The sequence below is a fragment of the Dehalobacter sp. TeCB1 genome (genome assembly GCF_001707455.1).
In the GTDB taxonomy this organism is placed as follows: Bacteria; Bacillota; Desulfitobacteriia; order Desulfitobacteriales; family Syntrophobotulaceae; genus Dehalobacter; species Dehalobacter restrictus.
In genome coordinates, this window is record NZ_MCHF01000012.1 from 73,480 (window position 1) to 87,240 (window position 13,761).

Below are 13,761 nucleotides of genomic sequence, written 5' to 3' on the forward strand. Positions count from 1 at the left end.
TGTTAGTTACTGGTAATTATCTGTTTAAATCACTTGAGTTTTTTTGAGACACCTTATGAAGAGGAGTAAAGGAGGCGCATCAAAATGGAAGATTTCAGTGTGAAGATCAGCAATCTGGATAAGGCCAATATTCTGATCGAAGCCTTGCCGTATATTCAAAAATTCTCCGGGTCTACCGTTGTGATCAAATATGGCGGGCATGCCATGATTGATCAGGAGCTTAAAGAAAAGGTCATGCTCGATATCCTGCTGCTGCATACGGTTGGTATCCGTCCGGTTATTGTTCACGGAGGGGGACCGGAAATCAATACGATGCTGAAGCGTGTCGGCAAAGAAAGCACGTTTGTGCAGGGCTTAAGGGTTACGGATAAAGAGACCATGGAAATTGCAGCGATGGTCCTGGTCGGAAAGCTGAACACGGAGATTGTTTCGATGCTAAACAGCTTTGGCGGAAAGGCAGTAGGGCTGAACGGCCAGGATGCCAAACTGCTCGTCGCCGAGAAGAAACCGATGCAATTGGCCAATGAACAAGGATTGGTCGAGGAAATCGATCTTGGGTATGTTGGTGAGATCAAGAAGGTTACGCCGGGGATCATTACCAGCCTTTTGGATCAGGGATATATTCCGATTATTTCACCGCTGGCCGGTGGAGATGATGGTGAAAGCTATAATGTAAATGCCGATACGGCTGCCGGAACCATCGCCGGATCCTTAAAAGCTGACAAATTCCTGCTTTTGACCGATGTCAAGGGAATTATGAAGGATATCAATGATCCGGAGTCTCTTATCTCTGTTATCCCGAAGGAAGATGTACCGGCAATGATGACGGAAGGGATCTTTAAAGGTGGAATGATACCGAAAGTAGAATGTGCAGTAAACGCGCTGGAACAGGGAACAGGTACCGTTCATATCCTGGACGGCAGACAGCCGCATGCGATTTTGCTGGAGTTGTTTACTGACGGTGGGATCGGGACGATGATTAAATAAACGGAGAATATTCAATAAATTGTATTATAGAGAAGAAAGGTCGATGGTCGATATGAATATAGAGCTGAATACGGAACAAATGATCGCGATGGGCAAAGAAAATGTCATGAATACGTATGGCCGTTTGCCAATGGCGTTAGTCAAAGGATCCGGATCGCTGGTCTGGGACAGTGACGGCAAGCAATATCTGGACTTTGTCGCAGGTCTGGCTGTAACCTCACTCGGGCATGCCAATCCGGAGATCGTGGAAATCATCCGCGAGCAGGCCGGAGAGATCCTGCATACTTCCAATCTGTACTGGATCCCTGGTCAGGTCAAACTCGCAAAGATGCTAACGGACAATTCGTTCGCGAATAAAGTATTCTTCTGCAACAGCGGAGCGGAGGCCAATGAAGCTGCCATCAAACTGGTGAGGAAGTATGCCAAGGAACACTTTGGGGCTGAGAAAATTCAGATCGTATCCCTGAAGAATTCGTTCCATGGCAGGACGCTGGCAACGATAACAGCCACAGGCCAGGCCAAGTACCAGAAGGGATATGAGCCGCTGCCGGAAGGATTCTCCTATACCACGATGAATGATTTGAGTGAACTGGAAGGCGTCATCAATGAGGAGACTGCGGCTGTAATGATCGAACCTGTGCAAGGGGAAGGCGGTGTGCACCCTGTTTCACGTGAGTTTCTGCAAAAAGCCAGGGAATTATGCGATAAGTACGGGGCGCTGCTGATCTTTGACGAAGTCCAGTGTGGGCTGGGCAGGACCGGGAAACTATTTGCCTACGAGTGGTCCGGCGTAAAGCCGGATATCCTGACACTGGCCAAAGCACTGGGCAATGGTGTGCCGATTGGTGCGATGCTCGCAACAGACAACGCAGCTGCTTCTTTCCAGCCGGGAGACCATGCTTCGACTTTCGGAGGCAACCATCTTGTCTCGGCTGTCGGCTGCAAAGTGATGGAGATTATGACCCGGGAAGATTTTCTGACCGGGGTCGAGAACAAGGGGTATTATTTCCAGGATAAGCTGCAGAAGCTTGCTGAAAAATTTGATTTGCCCGGTAAGGTCAGGGGGCTCGGGCTGATGGTCGGGCTGCCTGTTGAAGAAAAAGGACCCGAGATTGTGAGCGACTGCTGTGCAAACGGACTGCTGATCAACTGTGTCGGAGGCAAGACCCTGCGTTTCCTGCCGCCGCTTACAGTCACGTTTGACGAAATTGACCGGGCAATGGAAATTCTGGAGCAGGCCTTTCAAAGGAGCTTTGGCGTGAAATAAGAACAGATAATAAAAACCAACAGATTAAAATGAATGAAAAGGGAGGGCGTAACCAAACTCTATCAAAGTTCCGTTACGCCCTCCTTTTTATGATTTTCAGGGATCAAGCTGTCGATACTTAAAGGGAACGTTAAACCGATTCTATTTCCCAGAGTTACGCATATCCCTATTAATTACTTCAGATATTGGAGACTCGCTCTTGGTAGCCTGAGTTCAGTTACAGCCCCTTTGTTTAGGTTTAAGACTGTTGTAATTACACTAGTTAAATAGAAGACGTTAATTCCCAAAGGTTAATCACTATCTGTATCAGCGTAGAACACTAGCGTAAAATAGCTGGTTGTCTGAGTCATATCGTTTTGCAGGAGTATACCGGAATTTGTGTTGCCCAAAACATGAAAAGCCCGGATTCCTTGTTTCTCAGCCAGTCGGAAAGATGCGGCAAGCGATGCGGGGGAATCCAGGTAATCATTGCCCAGCCTGAAGAGGGCAGGATAATCGAATTCCTGCATATATTTCAAGGTTTCGCGGTCTTTGCCCTGGGCCTCGACCCGGGTCAGATAATGCGAAAAGTCAACCGACGAGATCAGAACCGTATGTTCATTCAGACAGGGCTCTAGTCCGGCAAGCAGCGTATTGACTTCCTGAAGGGTGACATCATGATGCAGAATGAGCGGTACAATCTTTGCTTTGGGAAGATAATGCTTAATAAGCGGTGCCAGAGAGCCAATGGAATGTTCCGAAGAGAGGGTTCCCTCATCTCTGCTTGCCAGGCTGTTTTTAAGCAGAAGGTTGACCGTCGGCTGATCCGTTTCGACAAGGCCTTCAGGAGTCTCCCAGTTATCCAGACCTGTAATAATCCGGTTCCCGTTGTTAAGATGATTTGGGCCCACCAGGATGATTAGGCCTGGTTCCTGCGCGGCAAGTATTTGCATCAGATCGTTAATTAGGCGGGCAGCTGTCAGATGATGAGGCATCACGGCACTTACGATTCTCTTATCTGCTTTGGACGGTACAGCAGGCTGGTCGGCCAAGATAGCATTTAATTCCTCCCGGGTGATAAAACCGGGATGGGAGGAAACGGATATCCCGCCGTCTTCGCCGGAGGATTTTTCCGTTAGGCTTGTTCCGTCGCATCCGGACAGGAGTAAGAAAGAAAAGCATAATAATAGTAAGGCAGTCATGTTTAAGACGGTTTTAGATAAAACGAAGCAGCGAATATTCGTAATAGGTCATGCCCCCATTTTATTTGATCACAATCCTGGATTGGCTGCCGCTTGTGTAAACGATACTGTTCTTAATGTTGCTCAAAACGGGTGCTTCGCAGTTGAATTCACCAGGTGAGATGACTCGTGCCAGATACGTAATCGTGCCTTTGTCCTTGCCGACGTGGAAGACCAGCTTTTGGCCGTTGACTTCTGTCGGATAATCCCAGTAATTTTTGGCAGTTGGGTCTTCATTGTAATTTTCGGGACGTGGGATAAGAGCAAGACCGGCAGGAAGCACATCCACAATTTCATAAAGCCCCTGGGGCGCTTTATCACCGATGTTATAGCTTAACACGACCTGGACGAGGTTCTGGCGATTGAAGGTATTTGTCTCCGTACTGCCGACGCGGTAGGTACGACTGATCTCAAGATCGGTATTTTCTGATCCTTCTCCGGCCTGAATCGGAACGTTGTAGTAGCTCACCATGCCAATCTTGCCTTTGATCCTGGTGAATGATATCTCCGTCAAATCCTCAGGAAGAATGGTCAGTTTAAAGAAGTTCATATTTTTTAAGATTTTGGTCTCTTTTTTTCCGTTTAGTTCATAGGTAAAGCTTACCGGCGAAGAGGCCATATACTGAAGGTTGTAGCGGAGTATTTCCAGCTGCTCGAGCGTATTCAAAATATCTTTGCCCGGATTCTCAAGCAGGTACTGGTAAAGCTTGTTTTTCTCCGGCTGGTCCAGGCGCGCTGCCAGAAGTGCCATCCGGGTTGTAGCCAGAATCATATCATCTTGATCGCTTCCTACGTTGATTCGCAGAACGGAACCGAGGTCCTGCTGATAAGTGCTGAGCAGCTCCTGATAAACCTGCATGGCGTAGGCTCCATCTCCGGTTTCCAGCAGAGCCAGAGCCAGGTTGATTTTTTCTTCCGCAGACAGATCTTCCTTCTGCATATAGCTGTCAATTTGCAGAAGAACAGGCTCTCCCAGGGAAGCGAGCCCGAGAAGAATCATACTTTCATCGTCTGCTGCAGGTGTCTGACTTCCCTGATTTCCTTGATCTCCCTCTTTTCCTGATTCTCCTGCGTCTTCAGCTTCCAGAATTCTGTAAAAATAGCGGATTAAGGCCTGATCATCAAAGACACCTGGGGCAGCGGAAGCGACCATTGCCGACAAGGTCGGATCACTTTCTCCATAAGAAAGGATGCTGATTCCACCGTCGAACCGCTGGTAAAGGAGCAGAGAATCCCGATCCCCCCTATCTCCAACCAAAGGGATATTAGATTCGGGACTGTCGGAGAAATACTTTTCCAAAAGCCTGGCGGCTTCCTGGGCGGCAAGCTTTTGCTCGAGGCGGCTTCCATTATTCCAGATCAGCTGGTAAAGACCCCGGAGGTACTGGCTCTTCTCAGAATCACTGAAGATCACTGTCGTTGGTTCTTCAGAAGAACCCTTGAGTCCCTGGCCTTCCGTTAAAAGATTTCGGTCCGACACAATCCTCTGCTGAAACGATTTCATTGCGGTAAATTCCTTGGTCAGTGTGTCAGTAAGGCCATTCTGACTGCCGGATACGGTCAGATGGTAAGTACCTGCTTCGAGGGCTGGCAGCTTCCAATCTGCAGCAGAAAATGCTGTATCGCTTTGACGCCAGGTCTGTTCCTTCCCGCTGGGACTGGTTAGTTTCATGGTATAAGAAACATTTTGGCTGCTTTTGAGTTTTTCACCATAAGAGCGTGTAAGGACGACTGGAGAGTCTCCTGCGAGATAATGGCTGTTTAGTGTCACTTCGACAAAGAACGGCAGACGTACCGGAAGCTGCGAGGTACCGCTGCCAGCCTGAAGATTCTGAGTAAAAGCCTGGTAGGTAACCCGCCAGGATGTCAGATTGTCCGGCAGGGTGAAGTCCGTTGAGGCATTCCCGCCACTGTCGGTTTGCAGCGTGGTGAAGAGTACGGTATCCCGAAAATCACTGCGTCCCGAACCGCCCTCCCCACCAGACTCAGCAAAACCATAAAAACCAGGGTGATAATGGGACTTTCTGGTTATCAGTGTCAGATACTGATTATCGCCATAGAGGCTGTTCAAAAGATCCACACTCTGGTTTTGCAGGCTGAATAAGGCTTCATCAACAAGATTCAGATTGATCTGGGCCCTTTTAACAGGGGCATTGTTGCTGTCGGTCACCTTAAGGCTTAAGTGAACTTTATCGCCGGGCCGATATTCAGTCTTATCCGATTGTACCGCGACATTCAGTTTTTTTGTTTGGCTTGCAAACGGTATCATGACGCTGCTCGCTTCATAGTAGCTGTTCCCGTCGAAGTAGACCCCGCCTACGGTAACATTCGGAATGTATAAATCGGTAAACAAAAAGCTGTACTTAGGCGTAGTGCTTACCTGGTAGGCATCAATGACTTTTTGACCGTGGTAGAATAAAATATTTCTTCCGGCGGGATTTAAAACTTGGCTATTGACCATCATGGACACCTGAACTTGGTCCCCAGGATTATAACCGTCAATACCAGGTGTTCCCTGCAGGAAGTAATAAGCGTTATCCGGCTGAGGATCCTGTTTGCTGATAGTTAATTGTCTTGTAAAGGATCGGCCGTCACTGTCCTGTGCTGTAAGATAGAGATTGTAGGATTCCTTCGGATCAATTTGACCTGTATATTTCAGCGTTCCGTCAGAAGCTGTTGTTAGTGCAAACTCACTGACCAGTTTTGTGGCATAGTCATAATTATAAGATTTGACTACTTTTTTACTGATGAAATCATAGTACTGACCTGTTTCGGTTCTTGTAACGACTTCCTGGTAGAGCTTAGCTTTCACCGGGGCATTGGCAACCGGCCCCTGAAGATAGTTCTCTTCAGAAGCAAATTCTCCATTGTTTAGCTTGGTCAAATCAACAGATGATAATTTGGCGGAGAGGGTATAGGTATCTTTCTGGCGGATCGCTTGGCCGTTGATGTAGACTTTGCTTTTAAAGACAAGCAATTCAGCGTAATTGTAGATTTCACCTGCTTCGGGAAGGGTGGCGTTGGCCGCACATGTCTGGAAATCGTAGTCCGTATAATTCTCTGCGTGAGCCTTGCCGGTATAGGAAAGTATCGCCGTTCCTTTGGCATCGGTAGTCAGGTCACCTTCCTGATCAGACAAAAAGTAGTGCAAAGACAGACTTGGGACAGGCGTGCTTTCAAAGAAGGCGGCTGAGAACCGAAAATTCACCTTCTCTCCAGCGAAGATTGCTTTCTTATCTTGAGTCAATGTTACTTGATAGGCCGGTTTTTGGTAGTTTTCTACGGAAAAGCTTCGTGAGAGCAGCTGAACATCGCCAGATTTAACCTGCAGTTCATAGTAACCGGGTTTTAGAACGGGAAGTTTGATTTGACCCTGAAAACAATCATCTTTTACTGCGGTCTCCTGGGTCAGGACCGGAGAAATCTCACCCCCCGGGTAGTAGGCGCCGTCATAACCATACACTTCAATCGTGAGATCACGAAGCGGTTCAATCCGGCTGCCCTGCGTACTGTTCCCGGACCGCGGTGCAGCGATTCCCCAGAAGTTCAACGTATCCCCAGGCTTATAAAGGGCTCGGTCCAAATAGAGATACTTCCAGTAATCCGACGGATTGATCTGGCCGGTGTTACTTTCTTCATACCAGGCCTCTATAGGGACAAGGATTTCTTTGTCTCCCTGCCGGATCCAGGCATAACTTCTCTGCTCGCCGGACAGCTTTTGCTTGATCAGAACCGTACCCGATTTATCCGTACTGGCAGTAATCTTCTTATTTTCAAGACTGACAGTGGCTTCAGCAACGGATGTTTTGGTCTGCAGGTCATTAACCCAAAAGAGGCTTTCATCCTGTCCTGAGCAAGGTAGACGGCAAGATCGGTTACCTGGAACCAGACTTGCCTGACGGATTCGTCTGCCTGGAATTCTGCGGAATAGTACCCTGCTTCCAGCGTTTCTGGTAGCATGATGTATTGATTGTAAGGGTCTGTCTTCAGAAATTCGGTGTCATATTCAGCCAGTATGTAGGCTGACGGTAATTTTTCGAGATAATGGTTCCAGGTATAGTAGGACCAATCAGGCAGCACATCCCGTTTCGAGAGAGAGGCTTGAAAGCTTTGGTGATCCGGATAGCGGTAAAGGTTGATATGAAGCGGAGGCGTGTCTATGATTTGACCTCCCGAATACGTATTGTTGGTGAAATATACGGAAAATGCAGGCTGCTCACTGGTGCTGAATTCGGTCAGACTTGTGTTCAGATCAAACGTAAAAGGAGGATTGTTCTGTTCAACCGTCCCGGTCTCAAAGCTGAAACGATAGTCTTCGAACAGGGTTTCCGTCGTACCGGGGAGTACAAAGCCTTTTTTGAGCGTGACCGTATAGACGGTGGCTGGTTGCAGTGCTTCCGGCGTAAATACCAGCGTTTTTTTGTGCTTTTCGAAAGCCCCCTTCATCTCGGGTGAGATACTGAAATAATTCTTCAGGCTGCTAATTTCATAGTTGTCGGAAGAGAAAGTCAATTCGATTCCCGTGTCTACCGGAACAGAGGTGCTTTTATCTCCAGGAAGGGAACGAAGCACCTGAAAGGCTGCTTTGGTCTGGAAGGCCCAGCTAAGGTTTTCCTTTCCCGATGCTTCCGGATCAAAGGCCAAACGATAAATTGTATTCGGCGCTAATTCTTCCTCGGGAATAATTTTATAGCTCTTGCCGTTATTCTGTTTATCCAGGGTGTAGGAAAATTCCGGACGAAGCTTGAGCGATGCTTTCACTGTTTTTTCAGTCAGGCTTTCTTTGCTGGTCAGTAAAAAGGTTGTCGTGGTATCAATCCCGAGCTTATCCAAGTCAACCGCAGTAATAGCGATATCCGAGGCCAAAACTGCTGTGTCATTTAGACGGAAAAAGTCAAATCCGTAAAAAATGCTGATAGCCATTACAAGAACTAAGGCGATGCCGATTGACTTTTTCCAACTCATCAAGTTCTTGAAATTCTTTGCCATAAATTAACCATCCTTTCGACACAATACGATGGTATTGTCAGTTTAATATTATATTTAGAAGTATCTGATAACAGATTAGCGTGTTTAACAACATATTTGACGTAATTAATCGATAATTCTATACATCTGACAAATATCCTTTTTATAGATGCAGCACTCGTTGACAGATTTGCAGCTGCCTGTGCCGCTGCACGCCATACTATGTTTATGCAAAAACACTCTTTTTTAGACCACACTCGTTTAGATTTGAGAAAAAAGAATTTTGGTTGTAGACTATTAAAGAGAATAGGTCAAAAGGGTTGGAACGATTCTGGAAAAACAGATTGGGATTAGACCGGAGGAAGAAACGTGGATTATTCGGATAAAGTTATTGAACATTTTATGTGCCCGCAAAATGTGGGTAGCATGCCTGATGCAGATGCCGAAGGAATCTTTGGAGATGTGTCCTGCGGAGATTCGCTGACGATCTATCTGAAAGTAAAGGATGGTATCCTGACGGATATCAGTTACCTGGTGTTTGGCTGTGCCGCGGCTGTAGCAGCAAGCAGCATGTTTACGGTTTTAGTGAAAGGGAAAAGTATTGAGGAGGCTTTAAACATAGGCGGCAGAGACGTTTTCGACGCGCTGGATGGCCTGCCGGCAAGTAAAGTCCATTGTTCCGTGCTGGGTCCCCAGGCCCTGAAAAAAGCTATCGAAGACTATGAATCCAAAAGAAAAGATCAGAGCTAAAAGTGTCGAAAATCTTGCCAAAATGGCAGAAATATGATGAAATTTTTGATTGTTTACGATATGATAATAAATAGTTTCAATAATAATGCCTGCAATCATGATGTCTGCATCATATACAGAACGCCATAGGTGAAAGGATTTGAAAGTATGAAGCTGTCCCAGCGCATTCTGGGCATGAAGCCGTCTGCTACGTTGGCTGTTGATGCCAAAGCCAAAGAACTAAAGAGTCAGGGGAAGAATGTTATTTCGTTTGGATCCGGGGAGCCAGATTTCGTGTCCCCGCCGTCCGCTTTCAAGTATGCGACGGAAGCGATGCAAAAAGGGAAAACTCATTACACATCAACACCTGGGGTTCCTGAACTTCGTCAAGAAATTTGTGCTTATTACCGAAAGGAATTTGGTCTGAAGTTTGATCCGGGACAGGTAGTCGTTGGCCCGGGAGCTAAACCTTGCATATATGAAGCGCTGGCAGCGATCGTTGATCCAGGGGATGAGATTGTCCTGCTTGCGCCGGCTTGGGTAAGCTATATCGAACAGATCCATCTTGTAGATGGGAAACCGGTGATCGTGGAAACAGAAGATAGTGGTTTTGTACCAAGATTGGACCGCGTGGAAGCCGCAATTACGGACAGAACTATCGCACTTTTGCTGAACTCCCCATCCAATCCGACGGGGGTCCTATTTGACGAGAAGACCGTTAGAGGCCTTGCTGAGATCGCCCAGAAGCATGATCTCTGGCTGATTTGGGATGAGATTTATGAGAAGCTGGTTTACGGTCAGAACAAACATATTAATCCGCTGCAGCTTATGCCGGAGCTGGCTTCCCGGACAATTATCATTAACGGGGTGAGCAAAGCCTATGCGATGACAGGCTGGCGGATCGGTTATTCGATTGCCCCGCTCGAATTATCATCCAAGATTAACTCGTTTCAAAGCCATCTGACCTCGAATGCCTGCTCCATTGCTCAATGGGCTGCAGTCGGGGCGATGAGGGAAAGCGGGGAAGATGTGCTGAGAATGAAGGCTGCTTTTAGTGACAGACGGGATCTGATCTGCGGACTTTTGCGTAAAATGCCGCACATCTCGTTTCCGGAACCTGAAGGTGCCTTTTATGTTTTTGTAAATATTAAGAACTGTATCGGAATGTCCTTTGAAGGACAGAAGATCAAGGATGATATCGGATTCTGTAATAGGCTGCTTGATTCCGAACTGGTTGCCGTCGTACCCGGCAGTGCTTTCCTGGCGCCGGGGTATTTACGAATCTCCTATGCAAGTTCTTCGGAACAGATAACCGAAGGTATGAGAAGGCTGCATTGTTTTCTGGATAAGCTGAAATAATAGTGAGGTGTTTTCTTTTTTGGGTGTCTGTAGCCTCGCACAGATACTCCGTTCACACGTTTTCGCGGAGTAACAGTTCAGTGGACTGTTGCTGACAGGAATCCCAGCTTACTGCAAGCCGTCATTTCTTGCCACGGATGACACAATGTCGTCAACCTCAGCTTAGCTCAAAAACATGCTGATAACAGTCAAAAGCTATTATCAGCGTCATATCAGGTTTAGAGTGACTCTTGTCTAGGGGTTCACCTCAACATTTGACATAGAGCCACAAAAAGATACTGCCAATAGTATAAACTATCAGCAGTATCTTTTAGGTTTAGAGTTACGCTTTAAGCGCTTTATGCCTATTCGGCAGGCGGAATAGCCAGGAAGCTGGATGCGGCATTAATCTGAGCAAACTCTTTGAACATTTGTTCCTTAAGTCGCGGGAAAACCGCCTTAATCTCCTCGGACAGGTCCATGCCCCATTCAAGACTCTTCGGCTGAACACCGTAGATCAGGGTTTGGGGAGTATTACCCAGAATGTCTGCCAGTGCGAGAACTTCCAGAATGCCCACCTGATGAAACGATACTTGGTACTTCTCCGGGAAAACCCGGATATCTTCCGGACAGAACCGGAAGACACTGCCGGGCTCTGTCTGGGCATTGATCGCATCCACAATGATCAGGAAATCGGTTTCCTTGATCAGATGAACCAGTTCCAGACCGGCTGTCCCGCCTTCTAACAGCTCGACGTTGTCAGGCAGTTCCTCGGGCTTAAATTCATTCAGGAACTGAACGCCTAAGCCTTCGTCACTTAGTAAAACGTTGCCTACGCCCATCAGCATAATTTTTGGTGGAGTCATACGTGAAAGTCCTTTCCTATAAAGTTTCGTAAAATAAAGCTAGTGATAGAATGAAGATAGTACCTTATCAACCCTAATATAATAATCTGCTAACAGAATAGATAAGGTTTAGGGTTGACTTGGTACTAACTTTACTTTTAGTGGTAATAATGCTTAGTACAATTTTTAGCGTATTAGCTCTTCACAGCTGTCTGATCTGTCTTTCCAGCTTTTTGTTTTTCTCTCTTACCGGTCTTACCGAAAAACATCAAGCCAAGCTGATCCATAGCTTCGGTAAACACCAGATAAAGGTGGGCAACGATGAACAGGATTAAGACCCACATACAAACATAGTGAAGACCTCTGACAGCTGCCAGGCTTCCGAGGGCTTCGGCAGCTCCCGGGAACTTCATCGGCAGATACAGGATGATTCCGGTAATCGCCTGAAACGCGATAATAAACGGAATAGCAATATATGCTAATTTCTGCATCGGGTTGTACTTGCCGGTTTTTGGATGTTCCTTGCTGATAAACAGATAGTATTTGATCTGAGGGATAAAGGTCTTCAGATCGAGCTTGTTAAGGAAAAACTCCTTGTAATCTTTATGTTTGCCGAAAAAGGAGTAGTACAAACGTACAATCCCGTTAATCACCAAAATATACATAAAGATAAAGTGAAGATTCCTAACAACGTTCATATTGATTCCCTGAGCCGGTGAGTGGATGATAAAGCCGGTCGGGATCAAAATCGCAAAAGAAATTAAGTTGATCCAGTGGGTGATCCGTTGAAACAACGGATGATCAGACGCTTTGACCATTTTACGTTCCCTCTCTTTCCTTAGAAGCCAATATGGTATTTCTTGATTTCGTTGCTTTTCGGATCGATTAGGTGAATTGCACAAGCCAGACACGGGTCATAGGAACGGATTACACGGACTACATTAATCGGATTGTCCGGATCCGGTACCGGTACCCCGATCATGGATTTGTCAACCGGGCCTAAAACGCCGTTTCCATCTATCGGTGAAAAGTTCCAAGTCGAGGGGACGACCATTTGGTAATTTGATGTTTTATGGTCTTCAACTTTAATCCAGTGGCCAAGCGACCCGCGGGCAACCTCAATCAAGCCTGCGCCCTGACCGCTTTCGGGGATTTCCCAATGATCGGTATCATGGATCTTAAAGTTCGACTTGCCCATTTCGGCAATGAGGGAATCGACCCATTCGAGCATTTTCTTAGCCATAAGAATGGTTTCCACCGCCCGGGCGGCATGACGGGCAACAGCGCCGGGTTTGATGCTGTATTTCGTAATAACGTCCATAAGCACTTTCGGCTGCATGACGAGCATACGGGCGAGTGGTCCGACTTCCATCGGTTTGCCTTCATAGCGCGGTGCTTTGACATAGGTATAGGCGTCCTTCTTATCCAAGTCAATAACCGTGTCTTCCTCATAAGGAGTTCTGCCTTTGTCGCTCTTGTACCAGGCATGCGTGATATCTTCCGTGATTTTGTCGATGCTGAACGGATGAACGGTCGCCAGGTTATTGTCGAGAATGATACCCGGTGTAAATAACAAGTCTTTTCCTTCTGCATCTCCGGCAAAGCCGCCATAAGACATGTAATTGCCATGACTACCGCCAACGCCGGCCTGAGCCAAAGGCAGAAGCGGTCCGGTCCCGAAGGTGAGGACATCCTGGAGGTAGACATTTTCAACGAAGGCGATCTGCTCCATCAGCATGGAACGGTATTGGAAGACTTGCTCTAAAGTAGGCAGTATCGTGACGCCGCCGACTACGATCGAGGACTGGTGCGGTTGTTTGCCGGCGAATATCGCGGACATTTTCTTGGCTTTTGCCTGCATTTCCAAGGCTTTCAGGTAGTGCGCAACAGCCATCGTAACGAGTTCAGGATCGCTGACACAATATTGATCAGGATTGTAACGGGGTGTCAGAGGCGCTGTATCCTTAGCTGCAACGAGTTTCAAAATTTTGTCCTTAACGCCGTTTAAACCGGCGTCATTGCCTTTGTACTGGGCAATGGCCATGACATCCAGATAGTCCAAGGCAGACAGATGATAGAAATGGAGCGGATGATCATGCAAGAGCGTTGCGCCGTAAATCAGATTGCGAATAAGACGGCCGCCATAGGGGACTTCAGCCCCAAAAGCAGCGTCCAAAGCCAGCGCGGAGGCCAAGCCATGTACTGTTGAGCAGACGCCGCAGGCACGTTCTGTAACATAACTGGCATCTCTGGGATCCCGGCCGATAACCAAGTTTTCAAGGCCCCTGTACATGGTGCCTATGACACGGGAGTTAGAGACGACACCATTTTCGATCTCTACTTCTATTTTCAAGTGGCCTTCAATACGGGTAATTGGATCAATGACAATTTTTTGTGCAGACATTCC

At 47.1% G+C, this 13,761-nt stretch carries 10 protein-coding genes; 4 read left to right on the forward strand and 6 right to left on the reverse strand.

Going from position 1 to position 13,761, the window contains the following annotated elements; genetic code table 11:
* Positions 1–84: 84 nt before the first annotated feature.
* Both argB and A7D23_RS03725 read left to right on the forward strand, forming a co-directional pair.
* A complete protein-coding gene (gene argB / locus A7D23_RS03720) occupies positions 85–987 on the forward strand; it encodes an acetylglutamate kinase (RefSeq protein WP_068883216.1) in 903 nt (300 codons plus the stop codon).
* Positions 988–1,030: 43 nt separating this feature from the next.
* Complete coding sequence (locus A7D23_RS03725; RefSeq protein WP_068883218.1) at positions 1,031–2,254, forward strand: aspartate aminotransferase family protein; 1,224 nt, start codon at positions 1,031–1,033, stop codon at positions 2,252–2,254.
* Between the two features lie 290 nt (positions 2,255–2,544).
* Here the strand turns inward: A7D23_RS03725 and amrB are convergent, their stop codons facing one another.
* The 3 genes from amrB to A7D23_RS16365 all read right to left on the reverse strand — a co-directional run bounded on the left by amrB (position 2,545) and on the right by A7D23_RS16365 (position 8,463).
* Positions 2,545–3,435: an AmmeMemoRadiSam system protein B gene (amrB, locus tag A7D23_RS03730; RefSeq protein ID WP_068883220.1), complete on the reverse strand. Its 891-nt coding sequence runs from the start codon at positions 3,433–3,435 to the stop codon at positions 2,545–2,547.
* A gap of 61 nt (positions 3,436–3,496) precedes the next feature.
* Positions 3,497–7,057, reverse strand: coding sequence for an alpha-2-macroglobulin family protein (locus A7D23_RS03735; protein ID WP_242871491.1), 3,561 nt, complete (start codon positions 7,055–7,057; stop codon positions 3,497–3,499).
* A gap of 143 nt (positions 7,058–7,200) precedes the next feature.
* The gene (locus A7D23_RS16365; protein WP_242871492.1) at positions 7,201–8,463 is read right to left on the reverse strand and encodes an Ig-like domain-containing protein; all 1,263 of its coding nucleotides are present in this window, start codon (positions 8,461–8,463) and stop codon (positions 7,201–7,203) included.
* A gap of 348 nt (positions 8,464–8,811) precedes the next feature.
* Between A7D23_RS16365 and A7D23_RS03740 the strand changes: the two genes are divergently transcribed.
* The gene (locus tag A7D23_RS03740) at positions 8,812–9,192 is read left to right on the forward strand and encodes an iron-sulfur cluster assembly scaffold protein (RefSeq protein ID WP_068883222.1); all 381 of its coding nucleotides are present in this window, start codon (positions 8,812–8,814) and stop codon (positions 9,190–9,192) included.
* A 147-nt stretch (positions 9,193–9,339) separates the two neighbouring features.
* Positions 9,340–10,530 carry a pyridoxal phosphate-dependent aminotransferase gene (locus A7D23_RS03745; protein WP_068883224.1) on the forward strand — a complete coding sequence of 397 codons (1,191 nt, stop codon included), beginning with the start codon at positions 9,340–9,342 and terminating at the stop codon, positions 10,528–10,530.
* A gap of 344 nt (positions 10,531–10,874) precedes the next feature.
* Here the strand turns inward: A7D23_RS03745 and A7D23_RS03750 are convergent, their stop codons facing one another.
* The 3 genes from A7D23_RS03750 to A7D23_RS03760 form a co-directional block, all read right to left on the reverse strand.
* Positions 10,875–11,375: a HyaD/HybD family hydrogenase maturation endopeptidase gene (locus A7D23_RS03750; protein WP_068883226.1), complete on the reverse strand. Its 501-nt coding sequence runs from the start codon at positions 11,373–11,375 to the stop codon at positions 10,875–10,877.
* Positions 11,376–11,548: 173 nt separating this feature from the next.
* The gene (gene cybH / locus A7D23_RS03755; RefSeq protein ID WP_068883228.1) at positions 11,549–12,172 is read right to left on the reverse strand and encodes a Ni/Fe-hydrogenase, b-type cytochrome subunit; all 624 of its coding nucleotides are present in this window, start codon (positions 12,170–12,172) and stop codon (positions 11,549–11,551) included.
* 20 nt (positions 12,173–12,192) lie between these two features.
* Positions 12,193–13,758 (reverse strand): nickel-dependent hydrogenase large subunit, encoded by a 1,566-nt coding sequence (locus tag A7D23_RS03760; RefSeq protein WP_068883230.1) that lies wholly within the window; start codon positions 13,756–13,758, stop codon positions 12,193–12,195.
* Between the last annotated feature and the right edge of the window lie 3 nt (positions 13,759–13,761).